The organism is Nocardia colli, from assembly GCF_008704205.1.
GTDB lineage: Bacteria > Actinomycetota > Actinomycetes > Mycobacteriales > Mycobacteriaceae > Nocardia > Nocardia colli.
In genome coordinates, this window is record NZ_VXLC01000019.1 from 94669 (window position 1) to 114723 (window position 20055).

Consider the following 20055-nt stretch of genomic DNA (forward strand, 5'->3'; position numbering starts at 1 on the left):
GCCGCGCGTCTCTTGAATGCTTCGTCGGTTTGTGTTGCCTCGAGGTACCGGGCTAGACCGGTGTCCCGGCTCTTCTGGACGCCGGAGGCGTTCGTTGATGGCAAGCGTGACTCGACGGTGTCGGGTGTGACTCGGGGGTGCCGGCCCACTCGAACGCCGCCCGCCAGCTCACCGGTGTCGGGCCGCGCTCGAGCTGCCTCGGCGAGGTTGAATATCGCGTCAGTTCCATAGGGCGGAGCGCGGTTTGAGACGCGCGGCCTGATTGAACGTGTTGTCAGCTCACGGGCGTCGCGTGTGGATTGTTGCGGCCTGGCGCTTGCGAATGTTTCGTTGGTTCATCGGGTCGGGTTGCGTCGGCCAGGTTGAGTGTCGTGTCAGTTCCGTAAGGCGGAGCGTGGTTTGAGGTGCGGAGCCCGGTGGACGTGTTGTTGGTTCGTGGGCGTCGCATGTCGCTTGTGGCGGGCTGGCTCCTGCGATGTTTCGTCGGGTCGGGCGTAGGCCGGGGTGTTTCGGTGAGGCTGTGTCGCTTCAGTTCTCCAGGGCGGAGCGCGATTTGAGGCGGGCGTCCGGTCGAACGTGTTGTCAGCTCACGGGTGCTGGGCGTGGTTCGAGGCGGCCGCCGGAGCGGACGGCGAGTGAAGTGGCGTGGCGGACAGCGGAATTCGGGTCTGTGACGTCGATCAGGTAGAACCAGTCCATCTGGGTTTGCTCCGGAGTGACCTCGAGTACGCCGTAGCCGTGTGAGTCGAGTTCGACGTAGCGGAAGTGTCGGTTGACGCCCTTGATCGACTCCGCGATCGGTGCCGAGTTGAGCTTCAGCATGTCGCCGATGCTGGTCGAGGTGATCGATGGGACGACGAACTCGGCGCCGGCGGTGGGGCCCGCCGGGTAGTTGGCGGTGTCGATGGGCAGGTCGGCGGCCCACGAGGAGTGGATGTCGCCGGTCAGGAACACCACGTCGGAGACCTGCTGCTCGGTGATCGCGCGGAACAGGCGCTGCCGGTCCGCGGTGTAGCCGTCCCACTGATCGCCGTTGACGGTGAGGCCGGACTGCGGCACGCCGAGGGCGGTGGTGATCGCCGCGGTGGTGGCCGGTTCGAGCGGCGGGAAGACGAGCGGCGCGATCATCACCGAGTTGCCGACCAGTTTCCAGCGCACCGGTGCGGACGCCAATCCGGCGGTGAGCCAATCCATTTGGCCTTTGCCGGTGATGGTGCGCGCCGGGTTGTCCGCCTCGCGCCAGCCCGCGCCCGGCTTCGCCTCCTGGTCGCGGTAGCTGCGCAGATCCAGCATGGACAGTTCGGCGAGGGTGCCGAAACGGAGCCGGCGATAGATCTGCACATCTGCGCCAGATCCCTGCGCGCGCACCGGCATCCACTCCAGATAGGCCTGCGTGGACGCGGCCCGGCGATCCTGCCAGTCGCCCTCGGTGGCCGGGTCGTGATTGTTCGCGCCGCCGGACCAGGAGTTGTCCGCGGATTCGTGGTCGTCCCAGGTGCAGATGAACGGTTGGCGGGCATGCAGATTCAGCAGATCCGGGTCGGTCTTGTACTGCGCGTGGCGAATTCGATAATCTGCCAGGCTGACCGTCTCGTTCGCCGGCTCATGCGGACGCACCGTGCCGTTGCGCCCGCCGTACTTGCCGCGGCCGTACTCGTAGATGTAGTCGCCGAGGTGCACGATGGCATCGAGATCGGTGCGCGCGGCCAGATGGCGGTACGCGCCGAAGTAGCCGGCTTCCCAGTTCGCGCAGGACACGATGCCCAAGCGCAGCCGCTCCGGTGAATCGGAGATCGCCGGCGCGGTCCGAGTCCGGGCAACCGCGGACGTCTCCCCGAGCGCCGTGAACCGATAGAAGTAGACAGTCCCCGGCGCGAGCCCCGTCACATCGACCTTCACCGTGTGATCGGAAGCCTCTGTCGCCGTGAGGTTCCCGGAAGCCGCAACCGAACCGAACCCCTCGTCCTCCGCGACTTCCCAACGCACACTTGCCGATTCCCCGACCCCCGACCCAGGGGCCGCCTCCTCGGACACCGTGATCCGAGTCCACAGAATCACCCCGCCCGGCAATGGATCCCCCGACGCCACCCCATGTCGAAACACCCCACCCGCCGCCCGCGCCGGAGCAACGGTCAACAACGCAGTCGCCGTCGCAACCGCCCCACCCTTCAGCAGCGTCCGCCGCCCGAAGGGCCCAACCGAAGAATCTGAAACGACCACGTTTTCAGCCACGACTACTGATCCCATCCGATCCACCCGCAACGCGCAAATCGGCTCGCCGAACCCCGCCCACCAGACCTCACAACTACCGACCGGCCAATCCAAGGTCCCCGATTCGCGAACGAACCTGACCGCGGCCCATCCACCATGTCACCGCCGCCATGTTCCTTCGGCCACTACATCGCCCTGTTCGGATGGTCCAACGGGACCTGATGGAGGTCCCCTCGGCGTGTCACTGCCACTGTGTCCCGCTCGGTGGCTGCATCGCCTTATCTCAATCTTCCAACGGGACGTGGTGACGGCCCGTCCTGGCGTGTCACCGCTGCTACGTCCCGATCGGTGATCGCATCGCGCTGGTCTGGTGGTCGTGCGGAGCATGGTGGAGGTTCGCTCAACGTGTGGTCGCCGCTGTGTCCCGTTCAGTGCCCGCATCGCCTTGGTTGGGCAGTCGAGTGGGCTTGAGGCAGGATTGGGCGGTGGCGCGTAGGTGGCTCGCGACGCAACCCGCACGCGATGAGTTGGCCGGAGCCCAGGGACTCGGCTCGTCGAGCGGGAGCTGATGGCGGCCCATTCGCCGCGACCATGTCCCGTTCGGCGACTGCATCACCCTTCACGAATGATCCAACGGGACCTGATGGAGGCTGATGGCGGCCTGACTCGGCGGTTCGTCATTGTCATGTCCGCTGAGCGATCAGGCCGAGCTGGTCATCGAGCCGGATGTGACGTGGTGGCAGTTGGACCGGGGATGTCATCGCCGCTATGTCCCGCTCAGTGGCTGCAGCGCCCCGGGCCGGGTCGTCCACCGGGACATGATGGTGGTGCATTCGGCGTGTCACCGCTGTGACGTCCCGTTCGGTGGCTAGGTGACGCGGGTTGGGTGGTGGTGCGGGGCGTGGTGGAGGTTCGTTCGGTGTGTCTCCGCCGTTATGTCCTGTTCGGTGACCGCGTTGCTGTGGCCGGTGGGGCTTGGTAGCGGATAGTGCTCGGTGCTCGGTGCTCGGTGCTCGGTGCTCGGTGCTCGGTGCTCGGTGCTCGGTGCTCGGTGCTCGGTGCTCGGCGGTGGTGGGTAGGTGGCTCGCGCCGCACTTGGTGGGCGACCGCTGGTTGGCGGGTTGGTGGTTGGCGGGTGGATTGATTGGCTGGTTGTTGGTTGGGTCGACTGAGGGGCGCGGGGTGTAGGGGTTCGGGGTTGTCGGTGGGGCTGGGTAACGTTGGCGGGTGTGAGCGATGGCTTGTTCGACGTGCCCGGAGAGTCCGTGCCTGCGGAGCACAGCATCGATACGGTGGTGCGCCGGGATGCGGGGGCGCCGTTGGCGGTGCGGATGCGGCCGGCTTCGTTGGATGAGGTGGTGGGGCAGCAGCATTTGCTGGGGGCGGGGGCGCCGTTGCGGCGGTTGGTCGAGGGGGCGGGGGCGGCTTCGGTGTTGCTGTACGGGCCGCCGGGGACCGGGAAGACGACGCTTGCCTCGTTGATTTCGCATTCGACGGGGCGGCGATTCGAGGCGCTGTCGGCGTTGTCGGCGGGGGTGAAGGAGGTGCGCGCGGTTATTGATGTCGCGCGGCGCAGGCTGTCGGCGGGCGAGCAGACCGTGTTGTTCATCGACGAGGTGCATCGGTTCTCCAAGACGCAGCAGGACGCGTTGCTCGCCGCGGTGGAGAACCGGATCGTGCTGCTGGTCGGGGCGACCACCGAGAATCCGTCGTTTTCCGTGGTGTCGCCGCTGCTGTCGCGGTCGCTGGTGCTGCAACTGCAATCGCTGACCGAGGACGACATCCGGCAGGTGCTGCTGCGCGCGATCCACGACAAACGTGGGCTGGACGACCAGTACACGGTGTCGGACGAGGCGCTCGATCACATCATCCGGATCGCGGGCGGTGACGCCCGGCGCGCGCTCACCGCGTTGGAGGCGTCGGCCGAATCGTCGCTGGACGGAACCGTCGGCGTCGAACTCGTAGAGGCCAGCGTCGACAAGGCCGCGGTCCGCTACGACCGGGCCGGCGACCAGCACTACGACGTGATCAGCGCGTTCATCAAATCCATCCGCGGCTCCGACGTCGACGCCGCGCTGCACTACCTGGCCAGGATGCTCACCGCGGGCGAGGACCCGCGCTTCATCGCCCGCAGGCTGATGATCCACGCGAGCGAAGACATCGGCATGGCCGACCCGATGGCGTTGCAAACCGCCACCGCCGCCGCACAGGTGGTCCAGCTGGTCGGCCTCCCCGAGGCTCGTCTCGCATTGGCGCAAGCCACAATTCATCTCGCGAGCGCCCCGAAATCCGGCGCCGTGATCGCCGCACTGGGCGCCGCCATGGCCGACGTCGCGGCAGGCAAGGCAGGCGCGGTCCCACCGCATCTGCGCGACGGCCACTACGCGGGCGCAGCCAAACTCGGCAACGCCCAGGGCTACAGGTACCCGCACGACAACAAGGACGGCGTCCTCGCCCAGCAATACCCACCGGACGAACTGGTCGGCGTGAACTACTACCAACCCACCGACCACGGCAACGAACGCGAAGTCGGCCCGCGGGTAGACAAGTTGCGCCGAATCATCCGCGGCAAGTAACGCCTTGTCCAGGAGAGTTCGGCACGTTCCTCGGCGCCCCCGGCCGCGTTGTCGCCGCCGACACAACCCCGGTCCAAGCGCCTCCTCCGCTTGCCGGCCGGGCGGAGCCACCGATAAGCGCACCGACCTTCCTGGACGAGGCACTAGCTCACGCCGCGAACATCCAAGATCGGGTGACAATACGAGCAACGTCGGTCCATGCGGCTCGGTTGCGCCAGCCCATCAGTAACACCTAGCTGTACTTTCCGCGCCCCCACGGACGCAGTATCTGATGACTACCCGAGGCACAGCCCGCGGATGGGCAAGTCGAACGGGACATGCCGGAGCAACTTGCGGCGTGTCACCACCCCATTGTCCCGCTCGCCATTACGGCATTGAGCCGGCGGGACATGACGGAGCGATTAGTCCGATTGTTCCGCCGACATGTCCCGTTCGGTGTGGGGCTGGTTCGTGATCGACGGCACCAGCCGGACATTTCGTGGGCATGGGCGGCGACGGGGCAGCGCCGCCGCTGCCCCGACCAGGCCGAAGCGCCGCCGTTTGCGCTGGATTGTTCGCGGGAACTGGGCTCTCCCTACGTCTGCGTACACCGGGGATCGGGGCCGACGGCCGGAATCCGTAAGACTGGCGATATGGCTATCGTGATCAGGCCCGGGCGGCCGGATGAAGCGACGCTGCTCAGCGGTCTTGCGTTGCGGTCCAAAGGTTTCTGGGGCTACAGCGAACAACTTCTCGACTTGTTCAGATCCGAGCTGACCCTCACTCCAGACGAGGTAGCGGTTCGACGCACCGCCGTGGCCGAGCTCGGCGGTGCGATCGTCGGGTTCGTGACCATCGAGGGCACCGGCCCCGCGGGTGAACTGGGAATGCTGTTCGTCGCGCCGGAGGCCATCGGCACGGGAGTCGGTACCGCACTGTTCCGGCATGCGATCGAGACCGCTCGTCGCGCCGGTTTCGATCGGTTGCTCATCGAGGCGGATCCGAACGCCGAACCGTTCTACCGCGCGATGGGCGCGAGCAGAATCGGCACGGTCGACTCCGGGTCGATTCCTGGGCGCGAGTTGCCGTTGATGGAGGTGCACACTGCGCCCGCTGGCCCGATTGTCTAGCTGGACACCGAAGCATCCGCGCACGCCGGCCGCGGCCGAATAAGTCCACAGTCCGCCAACTGAACGTGGACAGCAGCGACTGCCACTCGCAACCCGCTCCTGCTGGACAATCGATCAGGTCGGGCGCGGCACCGCCCGTGTCCCACACCACCCGACTCGATGAAAAACCATGTGCACCGCACCGGTAGGCTGGATATCTGTGCAGACCCACGAGATTCGACGGCGCTTCCTGGACCATTTCGTCCGTGCCGGCCATACCGAGGTACCGAGTGCCTCGTTGATCCTGGCCGACCCGAACCTGCTGTTCGTCAACGCAGGCATGGTCCAGTTCGTCCCGTTCTTCCTCGGTCAGCAGACGCCTCCGTATGCGACCGCGACGAGCGTGCAGAAGTGTGTGCGCACGGGTGACATCGAGAATGTCGGCATCACCACCCGGCACAACACCTTCTTCCAGATGGCCGGCAACTTCAGCTTCGGCGACTACTTCAAGCGCGAGGCGATCACCTTCGCCTGGTCGCTGCTGACCAACAGCGTCGAGGACGGCGGCTACGGCTTCGACCCGGAAAAGCTCTGGGCCACCGTCTACCTCGACGACGATGAGGCCGAGCAGATCTGGCTGTCGATGGGCGTGCCCGCCGAGCGGATCCAGCGCCGCGGCATGGCCGACAACTACTGGTCGATGGGCATCCCCGGCCCGTGCGGCCCGTGCTCGGAGATCTACTACGACCGCGGCCCGGAGTACGGCATCGAGGGCGGCCCGGAGGCCGACGAGGATCGCTACATCGAGATCTGGAATCTCGTGTTCATGCAGAACGAGCGTGGCGCGGGCACCAGCAAGGACGACTTCGAGATCCTCGGCCCGCTGCCGAAGAAGAACATCGACACCGGCATGGGCGTCGAGCGCGTCGCGTTCCTGTTGCAGGGCGTGGACAACGTCTACGAGACCGATCTGCTGCGCCCGATCATCGACAAGGCCGAGGAACTGACCGGCCGGTCGTACGGGGTCACGCACGAGGACGACGTGCGGTTCCGGGTGATCGCCGACCACGCGCGCACCGGCGCCATGCTGATCGCCGACGGCGTCAACCCGGGCAACGACGGCCGCGGCTACGTGCTGCGCCGCCTGCTGCGCCGGATCGTGCGCTCGGCCCGCCTGCTCGGCGCGGAGAAGCCGGTGATGGGCGAGTTCATGAAGGTGGTCAGCGACCTGATGTCGCCGTCCTACCCGGAGCTCGCCACCGATTTCCGGCGCATCGAGACGGTCGCGGTGGGCGAGGAGACGGCGTTCCTGAAGACGCTGAACACCGGCTCCACCCTGTTCGACAACACCGCCGCCGCCGTGAAAGCCAAGGGCAGCAACACGATTGCCGGCACCGACGCCTTCACCCTGCACGACACCTACGGCTTCCCGATCGACCTCACCCTGGAGATGGCCGCCGAGGCGGGCCTCTCGGTGGACGAGGACGGCTTCCGTTCGCTGATGGCCGAGCAGCGCAAGCGGGCCAAGGACGACGCGCAGGCGCGCAAGCACGCGCACGCCGACCTGACCGTCTACAAGGAACTCGTCGATCGCGGCGCCACCGAGTTCACCGGTTTCGACGAGCTGACCTCCGAGGCGCACGTGCTTGCCTTGATCGCCGACGGCGTCCGGGTGCCGGTCGCCACGGTCGGCCAAGACGTCGAGGTGATCCTGGATCGCAGCCCGCTCTACGCCGAGTCCGGTGGCCAGATCGCCGACCGCGGTTCGATCACCGCGAACGGGCTGAAGCTGCGGGTCAACGACGTGCAGAAGATCGCCAAGAAGGTCTGGGTGCACAAGTCCACCGTCGAGCAGGGCCAGGTCACCGAGGGCGATGTCGTTCTCGCGCAAGCGGATCCGGCCTGGCGCCGGGGCGCCACCCAGGGCCACTCCGGCACGCACATGGTGCATGCCGCGCTGCGGCAGATCCTCGGCCCGAACGCGGTGCAGGCGGGTTCCATGAACAAGCCGGGCTACCTGCGCTTCGACTTCAACTGGCAGGGCCAGCTCTCCGAGCAGCAGAAGTCCGAGATCGAGGCCGTGTCCAACGACGCGGTCGGCGCGGACTTCCCGGTGAACACGTTCGTCACCGACCTGACCAAGGCCAAGGAAATGGGCGCGATGGCCCTGTTCGGCGAGAACTACGGCGACGAGGTGCGCGTGGTGGAGATCGGCGGACCGTTCTCGATGGAGCTGTGCGGTGGTACGCACGTGCAGCATTCCTCGCAGATCGGCCCGATCACCGTGCTCGGCGAGTCGTCGGTCGGGTCCGGCATCCGGCGCGTGGAGGCGTTCGTCGGCCTCGACTCGTACAAGTACCTGGCCAAGGAGCGCGCGCTGCTGGCCGGTCTGGCGTCCTCGCTGAAGGTGCCCTCGGACGAGGTGCCGGCGCGGGTCGAGCAGCTGGTCGACCGGTTGAAGGTGGCCGAGAAGGAACTCGAGCGCACCAAGATGGCCGCGGTGCTGTCCTCGGCGGGCAAGTTCGTCGAGGAGGCCGAGCGGATCGGCAGCGTGCTGCTGGTCGCCGTCGCCGCGCCCGAGGGCGTGCCCGCCGGTGATCTGCGCACGCTGGCCACCGACATCCGTGGCCGGTTCGGCACGCTGCCCGCCGTGGTGGTGCTGCTCGGCAATGCCGACGGCAAGGTGCCGTTCGTGGTGACCGTGAACAAGGGTGCGCAGGAACTCGGGTTCAAGGCCGGCGATCTGGTCGGCGCGTTCGGTCCGAGCATCGCGGGACGCGGTGGCGGTAAGCCGGAGATGGCGCAGGGTGCTGGTTCGGATCCGTCGGGCATTCCTACCGGTCTCGCCGCCGTCCGTGCGCGGGTGGCCGAACTGGCCGGGTGATGGCGGACCCCGATAGTTCCGAGAGGTCGGTGTCGCTGGGCACCGACCGGCCCCACTTTGACGCCGATGCGGGTCGTGCCCGGGTGACGGGTGGGTCGGTCGAACCCGCTGTTTCTTCGGCGGCTCAGCATGGCACCGATCGGCCCACTCCCGACACCGATCCCGGCCGCGGCCGGCGAATTGCCGTCGATGTCGGCAGTGTCCGGATCGGCGTCGCCTCGAGCGACCCCGACGGCGTCCTCGCCACGCCCGTGGAAACCGTGCCGCGCGCGAAGCCGAACAAGCGCTCGGTCGGCCCAGCGCCCGATATCGCCAGAATTGCTGAAATTGTGCGGGAGTACGAGGCAGTCGAGGTGATCGTGGGTCTGCCGCGAACATTGCGCGGGGAGAAGGGCACTGCCGCTACCATTGCCACCGCATTCGCCGACGAGTTGCGGGCCGCCGTGTCGCCGGTACCTATACGACTTTCCGACGAACGTTTGACTACGGTGTCAGCTGCACGTGCATTGCGGGACAGTGGAGTTCGCGCGCGTGGCCAGCGGCAAGTGATCGATCAGGCGGCGGCCGTCTCGATCCTGCAAGGATGGTTGGACGAACGGAGTGCGGTGTTGAGGTCGGTTGAAGCGGTGCGTCATGCGTCGTCCGAGGACGACGCATGACGGATCGATGGGCGCGGGCCGAGGAACGGTTCCGACAGCGCGAAGCTGATCGGCGTTACCGGCGTGACGACCGAGCCTGGGGTGGGCAGAACAGCAGAGACAACCGGGGCAAGACGAACCGCGTGGTCGGCCGTGAGCAGGACGACTGGGACGACTACGATGACGACACGACGGTCATCCCGCGCTACACCGACGACATGGACGACCAGCCGCCGCCGGCCCCGGCGCCACGGTCCAGGGAGCGGCGCGACGCACCGCGCCCGCGGGTCGGCCGCCGGGAGCCGGTCGATGACGACGACGAGCCCGAGGGGCGGCGCCGGTCGAAGAGCCCGCAGCGCAGCAGGCGCTCCAGGGCCGCCTCGCGGAAAGCCAAAGAGCGCAAGCGTCGCCGGCGCACGCTGTGGTTGGTCGCCGGTGTCTTCGTGCTGCTGTTCGCGGGCGCCGCGGTGTTCGCGGGGATGAAGCTGATCAAGTCGCTCGGCAGCCCCGAGGACTACGCGGCCGGCGGACAGCCGGGACCGCTGGTCGTCGTGCAGGTGCACGACGGGGACACCTCGCAGCAGATCGCCGCGACCATGAAGGACCGCGGCGTGGTCGCCAGCACGGGCGCGTTCTTCGAAGCGGCCGTGCGGAATTCGAACATGAACTCGGTGCAGCCGGGCTTCTACGCGATCCCCAGCAAGATTCCCGCCGCGCAGGCGGTCACCCAGCTGCTCGGTAAGCAAGCGCGGGTCGGGAACCTGGTCATCCCCGAGGGACGGCTGCTGCACGACCAGTACGAGGTCGGCGGCTCCGGCCGGCGCACCGACGGCATCTACCGCATGATGGCGGCGGCCAGCTGCATCGGCACCGGCCCCACCCAGAAGTGCGTCACCTACGAACAACTCGACGCCGCGGGCGCGAACGTCGACCTGGCCGCGCTCGGCGTGCCCGCCTGGGCCGCGCAGGGGGTCAAGGACTGCCCGGACCGGACCAGGCAGCTCGAGGGCCTGATCGCCGCGGGCACTTTGGATTTCGACCCGAGCGGCACGCCGGAGCAGATGCTGCGCCAGGTCGTGTCGGCCAGCGCCAAGAGCTACGAGTCCACCGGGTTGTTGCAGTCCGGCGGCGAGACCAAGCTGACGCCGTACCAGACGCTGATCGCCGCGTCGCTGGTCGAACGCGAGGCCAAGCCGCAGGACATGGGCAAGGTCGCGCGGGTGATCGTGAACCGGCTCCGGGTCCCGCAGATGCTGCAATTCGACTCGACGGTGAACTACGCGCTGGACCGCACCGAGGTGCAGACCACCGACGCCGACCGCGCCGCGGAGACCCCGTGGAACACCTACGCGAAGACCGGCCTGCCCGCCACGCCGATCTCCGCGCCGTCGCTGAACGCGTTGCGCGCCATGGAGAATCCGGAAGCGGGGTCGTGGTTGTACTTCGTCACCGTCGACAAGCAGGGCACCACCCTGTTCACCGACGACTACAAGCAGCACCAGCGCTACATCCAGCAGGCCCAGGCGAGCGGAATCCTGGACAGTGGCCGCTGAACGCAAGGCGGCGGTGCTGGGCAAGCCCATCGCGCACTCCCGCTCGCCGCAGCTGCATCTGGCCGCGTATCGCGCGCTCGGGCTCGACTGGAGCTACGAGCGGATCGAATGCACGGGCGAGCAGCTGCCCGGGCTGGTCGACGGGCTCGGGCCGGAGTGGGTCGGGCTGTCGGTGACCATGCCGGGCAAGGAGGCCGCGCTGGCCTACGCCGACGAGCGGACCGAGCGGGCGGTGCTGGTCGGTTCGGCCAACACGCTGGTCCGAGGCGAGGGCGGATGGAAGGCCGACTGCACCGATGTGGACGGTGTGCTCGGCGCGTTGCGGGGTGGCGGGGTCACGGATGTGGACGAGGCGGTGGTGCTCGGTGCCGGTGGGACCGCGCGGCCTGCGCTGCTCGCGTTGTCCGAGCTCGGGGCGAAGACGGTGACCGTGATCGCGCGCGATGCCGGACGGGCGAGCAGCGCACTGGATCTCGCGGAGCGGCTCGGCATGAACGCGGCGGTGACCAGTTTCGATCCGGCCGCGATCGCCGGTCTCTGTGAGCGGGCCGGTGCCGTGGTCAGCACGATTCCGGCCGAGGCGGCGGCGGTGGTCGCCGATGCGGTCGCGACGGCACCCGTGGTGCTCGACGCGATCTACAACCCATGGCCGACGCCGCTGGCTGAAGCCGTGTCGCGGGCCGGGCACACGGTGGTCAGCGGATTGCAGATGTTGCTGAACCAGGCGTACGGGCAAGTGGAGCAGTTCACCGGCCGGCCGGCCCCGCGTGCGGAAATGGCGGCGGCGCTGGCGGATTCGGCCTGAGCGGGTCGGCCGGGTCGGTCCGGCGGACTTCGCGACCGGGCCGGGCGATTCGACCTCCTCGGTGGCCTGCGATTCCGCCTGGTGTGGCAGGGGAGCGGCCTCGTCCAGAAACTGATACCGGTTCTAGTTTGGTTCGGCGATGCGCAGGGTTATGGTGGTCGGCATGAATGCTTGGGTGTTGCGGGCCGTCGTGCTCGGTGCGCTGGTCGTCCTCCTGCGTGCCGTGCTCGGGTTCGCGATGGTGAACTGGCCGACCCACGGGGTCTGGATGCGGGTGTTCAGCCTCGTCCTGATCGTGGCCGCCGTCCTGTACTGGGGTGTGCTGGACGGACGCAAGGACCGCTCGGCTCAGCCCGACCCGGAGCGCGGCACCGACCTGACCCTGCTGTGGCTCAAGGCTGCCGCGGCGGGTGGCGTCGGCAGCGGGCTCGGCGCGTGGATCATCGACTGGCTGCCCAAGTTCGACCTCGGCGACAACGGGATCCTCTTCGAGCTCACCGCGGGTGCGGCGTTCATCGTCCTGCTGATCTTCATTCCGGCGCTGATCGGCGTCGGGCTCGGCCGGATCCTGGCGGACCGCTCGCACAACAAGCAGTCGGCTCCCGCCGTACACACCCCTGCCTGACCTTTCGCGAAACGGCGCACTCCGATCACGGGGTGCGCCGTTTCTGCTGTCCGGTCCTCGATGCGTGCACGGACTACCATCGAGGGTGACTGCCAACTCGCACTGCACTCTGCCAACCTGCCGCTGTCTGGTCGTTTGCTGACCGTCCCATCGATATCCTGTTGCTATCCAATGCATTTCAACGGGAGGGGACATTGTGATGATGATTCGAGTTGGTGCGGCCGCCGCGATGGCGATTGCCGCGTCCGCAGTGGTGTTCGGCGGGCAAGCGGCCGCGCAGGACAACGGCTGTGCGTCGAACCAGCCGCACTGGAACTTCGTCTGCCTGCCCTCGGTGTCGAACGTTTCGCTGGGGTACTGCCAGAAGGAAGGCCCGAACTGGAACAAGGACGGGGTGTGCGTCGCGCGCTGGGACAACGATCGGTACGACTACTGGATCCCGCAGCCCTGACGTTCCAGCGGTAGCCCGACATCAGCGGGCGGCGCGATCGCCTGACGTACGAGAACGGCCTGTGCTGCAGCACTCCGGCATCGTGCTGCTGAGGTCCGTGCGCGCAAGTACGCGGCGGTCCTGTTCACGAGGCGTTCGGAGCGTCGGACGCAGTCTCTCGGCTCGCGCAGAGCAGTGATGGCCAGCCGGCAGGCAGGGCTCGAGGCGCGGCGAACGGCGCTGGACACGCCTGTGCTGAACCGCTGATCAACTGGCCGTGCGCGTGGGTCGGCCAGGGCGGTGTACTGGCCGAACCTTGCGCACAAGAAGCGGCGCGCCTCGGGTCGGGGGCGCGCCGCTTCTGCTGTCCGCACACAGAACCCCACCGCCGCATCACGATTCGATGCTCCGTCTGGCGCATAAGAGGTGGGCCGCCGCATCAAGCAGGTCGCTACGCATGGAGTTGGCCGTCGCGCACGGAACCGCCCGTGAATTCGTGCGCATCGCCGCCGGGGTGGCTGTACCTCTGCGCGACTCGGCATGCGGCCCACGGAATCGTCAGCGAATTGGTGCGCGGATTGCTCGCCGAAGAATCCAGTCGGCGGCTTGTCCGCGCCACCACCGGCCTGCTACTCGCGCCGAAGTTATCGGCGATGTCGTGCGCGATCGCGGCGAACCAGTCGGCGACGAAAGCGGTCGGTGTGTCGCCTGAAGAAATGGTGCGCGGCTGGGAGTTCGCTGGTGTTGCGCCCCGGATGGTCGGGTCCTGCGCGTGGTTCGGTGTGCCGCGCACGGAATCGTCCGTGAATTGGTGCGCGTCTGGGGGTTTGGTGCGCGGTGGGGTGTTTGCTGGTGTTGCGCCCCGGATGGTCGGGTCCTGCGTGTGGTTCGGTGTGCCGCGCACGGAATCGTCCGTGAATTGGTGCGCGGCATGCGGATTGGGGCGCGGTGAGCGTTCGCTCGTATTGCGGACTGGTGGTGGGGTCCTGCGTGTGGTTCGGTGTGCCGCGCACGGAATCGTCCGTGAATTGGTGCGCGGCATGCGGATTGGGGCGCGGGTGGGTCGTGTTCTACAGGAGGATGCCGGTGCTTGGGGTGCCTTCGCGGAGGATGGCGGAGTAGGCGGCGGCGAGGAGGGTGGGGTCGGGGCCTTCGAGGCGGCCGGGTTTGGCGAGGCCGTCGAGGATGACGAAGCGTAGGACGCCGGAGCGGGTTTTCTTGTCGGTTTGCATGGTGTCGAGGAGTTGGGGGAGGGCGTCGGCGTCGTAGGTGGTCGGCAGGCCGACGCTTTCCAGGACCGAGCGGTGCCGGTCGGCGGTGGCGTCGTCCAGGCGGCCGGCGAGACGGCCGAGTTCGGCGGCGAAGACCAGGCCGACCGAAACGGCGGCGCCGTGGCGCCAGCGGTAGCGCTCGCGGCGCTCGATGGCGTGACCGAGGGTGTGGCCGTAGTTGAGGATCTCGCGCAGGCTGGCCTCTTTGAGGTCGGCGGCGACGACGTCGGCCTTCACCTGGATCGCGCGCCGGATCAGCTCGGGCAGCACATCGCCGGTGGGGTCGATGGCAGCCTGCGGGTCGCGTTCCACCAGGTCGAGGATGACCGGGTCGGCGATGAACCCGGCCTTGATGATCTCGGCCATGCCGGCCACGATCTCGTTGCGCGGCACGGTTTCCAGCGTGGCCAGATCGACCAGCACGGCGGCCGGCTCATGGAAGCAGCCGACCAGGTTCTTGCCCGCCTCGGTGTTGATGCCGGTCTTGCCGCCGACGGCCGCGTCGACCATGGCCAGCAGCGTGGTCGGCACGTGCACGATCTGCACGCCGCGCATCCAGGTGGCGGCCACGAAACCGGCCAGGTCGGTGGCGGCGCCGCCGCCGAGGCTCACCACGACATCGTTGCGGGTCAGGCCGATTCGGCCGAGCACCTCCCAGCAGAAGCCGGCGACCGCGAGTTCCTTGCCCGCCTCGGCGTCCGGGATCTCGATGCGGTGCGCGTCGATGCCGGTGTCGGCCAGCGCCTTCCGCACCACCTCGGCGGTCTCGGCGAGCGGCGGCTGATGGAAGATCGCGACCGTCCGCACGCCACTCGTCGCACCGCTGACCGCCTCGACGAGCTCACCGAGCAGTCCACGGCCGATGATCACCGGGTACGGATCGGCGGTACGAACTTCGAGACGATAAGGCTCAGTCACGACTGCGCCTGACGGTGCTGTGTCTGTGGTTCGCTCGCTACGCTCGCTCACGTCTGCTGCTCCGATTCTGTTTGTGCTTCTTGGATTTTGCGGGCGCGCACGCGGGCTCGCCGGGCACGGGCGCGGCGGGCACGTCCGCTCGATCGCGGACCTTTGCTGGACTCTTCGGTGCCGTCCGGCTCTGCTGCTGCGTCGGTGTCGTCTGGGGCGGCAGCACGGCGAGTGCGCCAGCGACCAGTGGGGTTGGCGCTGTCGGCGGACTTCGCCGCTGTGGTTTCGTCGACCGTGGTTTCGTCAGCCGCTGCGTCGTTCGCCGCCGAGTTCCCGGCGGCGTGCGCCTCGGCACGACGCGTGCGCCAGCTTCGACCACCCGCATTCGCGGCGGACTTCCCCATCGGAGCCGACGGCGTCTGCTCGCCGGCCGCCTCGGCTGCTTCTCGCCGACGCGCGGCAGCCCGCGCTCGCGCCCGGCGACGGGCCCGAGATCGGCTGCTGCCTTGAGGGGTTCCGGCGCCCTCACCGGCCGTGGTGGTCGGCGCGTCTGTGGTCTCGGACAGATTCGAGCAGTCGACATCTGTCCCGGTGTCCGGATTCGCGGACTCGAAGCCGAGTTTGGCGAGCACCATCTTCACGACGCGCCCAGGGCTGCGACCATCGGTGCGCACCCTAACCGTGGCGACCTCGCGATACAGCGGCCGCCGTTTGCGCATCAGCTCGCGGTACTTGGTCGCGGGATCGGCCCCGTTGAGCAACGGCCGATTGGTACTCGCCCCGGTCCGGCGAAGCCCTTCGCCCACACTGATTTCCAGGTAGACGACGGTGCGGCCGCGCAGCAGCGCCCTGGTGTCCTTGGACAGCACGGCACCGCCGCCGAGCGAGACGACGCCGCGCTCGGCCAGGATCGCGCGGCGCACCACCCGCTCCTCGATCTTGCGGAATTCGGGTTCGCCGTCGGCGGCGAAGATTTCCGGAATGGTGCGACCGGTCTCGCGCTCGATGCCCGCGTCGGTGTCGTACAGCTCGACGCCGAGTTCCTTGGCGAGCTTGCGGCCGATCGTCGTTTTCCCCGCACCCGGCGGCCCGACCAGCACCACGCGCGGTGCGCGCGGATCGGTCTGCACGATCATGGCGTGCTTGGGTCAGCGGGCGCGTTGTGCGGGCGGGCGCTGATCCGCTTGACGTAGCTGGTGATGTTCTCCAGGGTCTCGCCGAGCGAGTCGCCACCGAACTTCTCCAGCGCGGCCTGCGCGACGACCAGCGCCACCATCGATTCGGCGACCACGCCCGCGGCGGGCACGGCACACACGTCGGAGCGCTGGTGGATGGCGACGGCTTCTTCGCCGGTGGTCATGTCGACGGTCGCGAGCGCGCGCGGCACGGTCGAGATCGGCTTCATCGCGGCGCGCACGCGCAGCGCTTCGCCATTGGTCATGCCACCCTCCAGGCCGCCGGCCCGGTTGGTGGAGCGCAGCACGCCGTCGGTGCCGGGCTTCATCTCGTCGTGCGCCTGGCTGCCCCGGCGGCGCGCGGTCTCGAACCCGTCGCCGACCTCGACACCCTTGATCGCCTGAATGCCCATGAGCGCGCCCGCGAGCCGTGAGTCGAGGCGGTTCTCGCCGCTGGTGAACGAGCCGAGCCCGACCGGCAGACCCTCGATGACCACCTCGACGACGCCGCCGAGCGTGTCGCCGTCCTTCTTGGCCGCCTCGATCTCGGCGATCATCGCCGCCTCGGCGTCCTTGTCGAACGAGCGCACCGGGCTCTCGTCGATCGCGGCGAGATCGCCGGCCGACGGCACGACACCGGTGGTGTTCTGCGCGGTGCCGATGGAGACGACGTGCGAGATCACCTCGACGCCGAAAGCCTGCCGGAGGAAGTTCCGCGCCACGGTGCCGGCGGCGACGCGCGCCGCGGTCTCCCGGGCGCTGGCCCGCTCGAGCACGTTGCGGGCGTCGTCGAAGTCGTATTTGAGCATGCCGGAGTAGTCGGCGTGCCCGGGCCGCGGCCGGGTGAGCGGGGCGTTGCGGGCCAGCTCGGCGAGCTCGTCCGGGTCGACCGGGTCGGCGGACATGACCGTCGTCCACTTCGGCCACTCGGAGTTGGCGACCTCGATGGCGACCGGGCCGCCCATGGTGCGGCCGTGCCGGACACCGCCGACGACGGTCACCTTGTCGGCCTCGAACTTCATCCTGGCGCCGCGGCCGTACCCGAGCCTGCGGCGCGCCAACTGCGCGGAGATCTCGTCGGACGTGACCTCGACACCGGCCACCATGCCCTCGAGGATGGTGACGAGAGCGGGACCGTGGGATTCTCCGGCAGTTATCCAGCGCAACACGTCGTCCATCTTCCCATGTCGGCGCGGCTGCTCAGGCACGCGGCCCGCAGTGATGGCCAGCACGTTCGGCCCGCCGCCGTCCGCGTGCGCGGCGTGCGCTCGCGTTCGCGAACCGCGTCCGGCCCGTGACGACGGCCGAACCCGCACCTCATCGAGCAAACGATGGCCAGCGCGCATACCTGCGCAGATCATCCTCGGGCGCTGCCCGCGACCAGCGCGCACACCGTCGCGAGACACATTGCCGGCCCATGCGGCATCGCGATTCGGCGGGTCGTTTCGGTGGGAGCTCGAGTTCGACGTAGCCCGATCACCGCAACTCCGGCGCAGGCGGTGAGCAACGGCGCAGCCAACGCCGACCACACCCAGACCTGTCCGCCGCCGAGTCCGGCCGCCGCGCCCAACCCGATCGCGAGCTTCACATCTCCGGCACCGAACGCCGCCGGTAGCGCCAGGTGCACCAGCAGATACGGCGCCGCGAGCAGCACCGCACCCAGCACCGCGGCTGTGCATCGACCTGTGGACAGCGCATATCCGAACACCGCGACCGCACCCCCTCCGGTCAGCGGATTCGGCAACCGCAACTGTCGAAAATCGATGACGCTCAACACAACACACCACGTGAGGAGGGCGGCGAAGGCGAGGATCGGCATGCCGTCCACTCTTGTCCGATCGTGGCCAGGCACAACCCCGCTCCGCCGGATTGTGGACAGCTTTCCGACATGTGAACAACCGCTCTCCGCAGCCCGTCCGGTACGGAAATCGATGAGCGCCAACGGCATTCCGTGATCGACATCAAGATCGCCGGCAGCAGGTCGGCGCGCCCGCAGCGACCAGTACACGTGTTGTATGCGGCTATACGGCGTGTCGACGGTAGCTTTGAACCATGTGTGCTGATCACGCGGGCCAAGCCCCCGACTACGCCGCGCGGCGTGGCGCGCTGCGGAGCCTGCTGGTGGAAAACGGGGTGGACGCCCTGCTGGTCACCGACCTGGTGAATCTCCGGTACCTCACCGGGTTCACCGGATCCAACGCGGCGCTACTCGTGCATTCGTGGGACATGCGCAACGCCGAGGAGCGCACGGTGATCGGCACCGACGGCCGGTACCAGACCCAGGTCGCCGAGCAGGTCCCGGACCTGCGCGCCGAGATCGCCAAGGCCACCGCCCGCCGGGTCATCGAGCTGGCCGGCGAATGGCAGCTCGGCCGGGTCGGCTACGAGAGCCACATCGTCACCGTCGACCAGCACCGCGGCTTCGTCGACCAATGCACCGGACTGGAGTTCGTCGCCACCCCCGGCCTGGTCGAACAGCTGCGCATGGTCAAGGACGCCTACGAGGTGGCCCAGCTCCGGGCGGCCTGCGCCGCGGGCGACGACGGCCTCGCCACCCTGCTCGAACGCGGCCTGCTGCGTCCGGGCCGCACCGAGAAGCAGGTCGCCAGGGACCTGGAGTGGGCCATGTTCGAGCACGGCGCGGACGCGGTGTCGTTCGAGACCATCGTGGCCGCCGGCGTGAATTCGGCTGTCCCGCATCATCGGCCGACCGACGCGGTGCTCGCCATCGGCGATTTCGTCAAACTCGACTTCGGCGCGATGATCGGCGGCTACCACTCGGACATGACCCGCACCTTCGTGCTCGGCCCGCCGAGCGACTGGCAGCGCGAGGTGTACGCGCTGGTCGAAGCCTCGCAGCGCGCCGGACGCGAAGCCCTGCGCCCGGGCGTCGAGGTCAGTGCGGTGGACGCGGCCTCGCGCTCGGTGATCGAGGCCGCCGGGCACGGCAAACTCTTCGTGCACGGCCTCGGCCACGGGGTCGGATTGCAGATCCACGAAGCGCCGGGCATCGCCAAAAACGGAACCGGTACACTTCTTGCTGGCGTGGCGGTGACCGTCGAACCCGGTGTGTACTTTCCCGGCCGCGGCGGAGTCCGGATCGAGGACACGCTCGTGGTGCGCGAAGGGGGCCCGGAGTTGCTCACCAACACCAGCAAAGACCTGACCGTCGTCGAATGACGCCGGTTGACCAACATGTTGTTTACGAACTAGGAGATCCGAGGACAGTGGCGGACACCAGCGACTTCAAGAACGGCCTTGTGCTGAAGATCGACGGTCAGCTCCAGCAGATCATCGAATTCCAGCACGTCAAGCCGGGCAAGGGCCCCGCGTTCGTGCGGACCAAGCTGAAGAACGTGCTGTCCGGCAAGGTCGTCGACAAGACGTTCAACGCGGGCGTCAAGGTGGAGACCGCGACGGTCGACCGCCGCGACATGACCTACCTGTACCACGACGGTTCGGACTTCGTCTTCATGGACGGCGACACCTTCGACCAGATCTCCATCTCCGAGGCGACCATCGGCCCCGGCGCGCGCTTCCTGCTGGAGAACATGACCGTGCAGGTCGCCACGCACGAGGGCGCGCCGCTCTACGTCGAGCTCCCGGTCACCGTCGAGCTCGAGGTCCAGCACACCGATATCGGCCTGCAGGGCGACCGCTCCACCGGCGGCACCAAGCCCGCCACCCTGGAGACCGGCGCCGAGGTGCAGGTCCCGCTGTTCATCAACACCGGCGACAAGCTGCGCATCGATTCGCGTGATGGCAGCTACCTCGGCCGAGTCAACGCCTGATCGCCCTTCCCGCGGTAGGAGCGTCAGGCTCGGAGGCGGTAGCGCAGCGTAACCACGCAGAGCCCGCTCCTACCGCTAATCGAGACAGCGACTGAGATA

Annotated in this window: 15 protein-coding genes and 1 pseudogene; 10 read left to right on the forward strand and 6 right to left on the reverse strand. The window is 68.2% G+C overall.

Going from position 1 to position 20055, the window contains the following annotated elements:
• Positions 1–582: 582 nt before the first annotated feature.
• On the reverse strand, positions 583–2247 hold the full coding sequence (locus tag F3087_RS33655) for an alkaline phosphatase D family protein (protein WP_150406145.1): 1665 nt from the start codon (positions 2245–2247) through the stop codon (positions 583–585).
• A 1193-nt stretch (positions 2248–3440) separates the two neighbouring features.
• Between F3087_RS33655 and F3087_RS33665 the strand changes: the two genes are divergently transcribed.
• The 8 genes from F3087_RS33665 to F3087_RS33700 all read left to right on the forward strand — a co-directional run bounded on the left by F3087_RS33665 (position 3441) and on the right by F3087_RS33700 (position 12831).
• The gene (locus F3087_RS33665) at positions 3441–4787 is read left to right on the forward strand and encodes a replication-associated recombination protein A (protein WP_150406147.1); all 1347 of its coding nucleotides are present in this window, start codon (positions 3441–3443) and stop codon (positions 4785–4787) included.
• 632 nt (positions 4788–5419) lie between these two features.
• On the forward strand, positions 5420–5896 hold the full coding sequence (locus F3087_RS33670; protein ID WP_191094270.1) for a GNAT family N-acetyltransferase: 477 nt from the start codon (positions 5420–5422) through the stop codon (positions 5894–5896).
• Positions 5897–6095: 199 nt separating this feature from the next.
• Positions 6096–8759, forward strand: coding sequence for an alanine--tRNA ligase (gene alaS / locus F3087_RS33675; RefSeq protein ID WP_150406148.1), 2664 nt, complete (start codon positions 6096–6098; stop codon positions 8757–8759).
• 83 nt (positions 8760–8842) lie between these two features.
• A complete protein-coding gene (gene ruvX, locus F3087_RS33680; RefSeq protein ID WP_150406196.1) occupies positions 8843–9418 on the forward strand; it encodes a Holliday junction resolvase RuvX in 576 nt (191 codons plus the stop codon).
• A complete protein-coding gene (locus tag F3087_RS33685) occupies positions 9415–10950 on the forward strand; it encodes an endolytic transglycosylase MltG (RefSeq protein ID WP_191094271.1) in 1536 nt (511 codons plus the stop codon). The genes ruvX and F3087_RS33685 overlap by 4 nt, the downstream gene beginning before the upstream one ends.
• A complete protein-coding gene (locus F3087_RS33690; RefSeq protein ID WP_150406149.1) occupies positions 10940–11755 on the forward strand; it encodes a shikimate dehydrogenase in 816 nt (271 codons plus the stop codon). Before F3087_RS33685 ends, F3087_RS33690 begins: the two co-directional genes overlap by 11 nt.
• A 163-nt stretch (positions 11756–11918) precedes the next feature.
• Positions 11919–12380 (forward strand): B-4DMT family transporter, encoded by a 462-nt coding sequence (locus F3087_RS33695; protein WP_223885549.1) that lies wholly within the window; start codon positions 11919–11921, stop codon positions 12378–12380.
• A 199-nt stretch (positions 12381–12579) separates the two neighbouring features.
• Positions 12580–12831 (forward strand): hypothetical protein, encoded by a 252-nt coding sequence (locus F3087_RS33700; protein WP_150406150.1) that lies wholly within the window; start codon positions 12580–12582, stop codon positions 12829–12831.
• A gap of 430 nt (positions 12832–13261) precedes the next feature.
• Here F3087_RS33700 and F3087_RS33705 read toward each other — a convergent pair whose 3' ends face one another.
• From F3087_RS33705 to F3087_RS33725, 5 genes and pseudogenes are all read right to left on the reverse strand, one after another.
• Complete coding sequence (locus F3087_RS33705) at positions 13262–13603, reverse strand: hypothetical protein (RefSeq protein ID WP_150406151.1); 342 nt, start codon at positions 13601–13603, stop codon at positions 13262–13264.
• A 277-nt stretch (positions 13604–13880) separates the two neighbouring features.
• A complete protein-coding gene (aroB, locus tag F3087_RS33710; RefSeq protein ID WP_150406152.1) occupies positions 13881–14999 on the reverse strand; it encodes a 3-dehydroquinate synthase in 1119 nt (372 codons plus the stop codon).
• 608 nt (positions 15000–15607) lie between these two features.
• Positions 15608–16126: pseudogene (locus F3087_RS46875) on the reverse strand (shikimate kinase); the annotation flags it as partial.
• A complete protein-coding gene (gene aroC / locus F3087_RS33720) occupies positions 16123–17334 on the reverse strand; it encodes a chorismate synthase (RefSeq protein WP_150406199.1) in 1212 nt (403 codons plus the stop codon). The gene aroC and the pseudogene F3087_RS46875, both read right to left, overlap by 4 nt.
• A gap of 188 nt (positions 17335–17522) precedes the next feature.
• A complete protein-coding gene (locus F3087_RS33725) occupies positions 17523–17984 on the reverse strand; it encodes a prepilin peptidase (protein WP_150406154.1) in 462 nt (153 codons plus the stop codon).
• A gap of 233 nt (positions 17985–18217) precedes the next feature.
• On the opposite strand from F3087_RS33725, the gene F3087_RS33730 reads away from it, so the two are divergent.
• Positions 18218–19345, forward strand: a complete 1128-nt coding sequence (locus F3087_RS33730) for a M24 family metallopeptidase (protein ID WP_150406155.1) — start codon at positions 18218–18220, stop codon at positions 19343–19345.
• 47 nt (positions 19346–19392) lie between these two features.
• Complete coding sequence (gene efp / locus F3087_RS33735) at positions 19393–19956, forward strand: elongation factor P (protein ID WP_150406156.1); 564 nt, start codon at positions 19393–19395, stop codon at positions 19954–19956.
• The last annotated feature ends 99 nt before the right edge of the window (positions 19957–20055 follow it).

What these genes read in the sequence shown, in the direction of transcription:
- F3087_RS33670 (WP_191094270.1), top strand. Translation starts at nt 5,420, where the DNA reads ATGGCTATCGTGATCAGGCCCGGGCGGCCGGATGAAGCGACGCTGCTC.
- F3087_RS33730 (WP_150406155.1), top strand. Translation starts at nt 18,218, where the DNA reads ATGTGTGCTGATCACGCGGGCCAAGCCCCCGACTACGCCGCGCGGCGT.
- F3087_RS33685 (WP_191094271.1), top strand. Translation starts at nt 9,415, where the DNA reads ATGACGGATCGATGGGCGCGGGCCGAGGAACGGTTCCGACAGCGCGAA.
- F3087_RS33725 (WP_150406154.1), bottom strand. Translation starts at nt 17,984, where the DNA reads ATGCCGATCCTCGCCTTCGCCGCCCTCCTCACGTGGTGTGTTGTGTTG.
- F3087_RS33700 (WP_150406150.1), top strand. Translation starts at nt 12,580, where the DNA reads ATGATGATTCGAGTTGGTGCGGCCGCCGCGATGGCGATTGCCGCGTCC.
- F3087_RS33695 (WP_223885549.1), top strand. Translation starts at nt 11,919, where the DNA reads ATGAATGCTTGGGTGTTGCGGGCCGTCGTGCTCGGTGCGCTGGTCGTC.
- F3087_RS33655 (WP_150406145.1), bottom strand. Translation starts at nt 2,247, where the DNA reads ATGGGATCAGTAGTCGTGGCTGAAAACGTGGTCGTTTCAGATTCTTCG.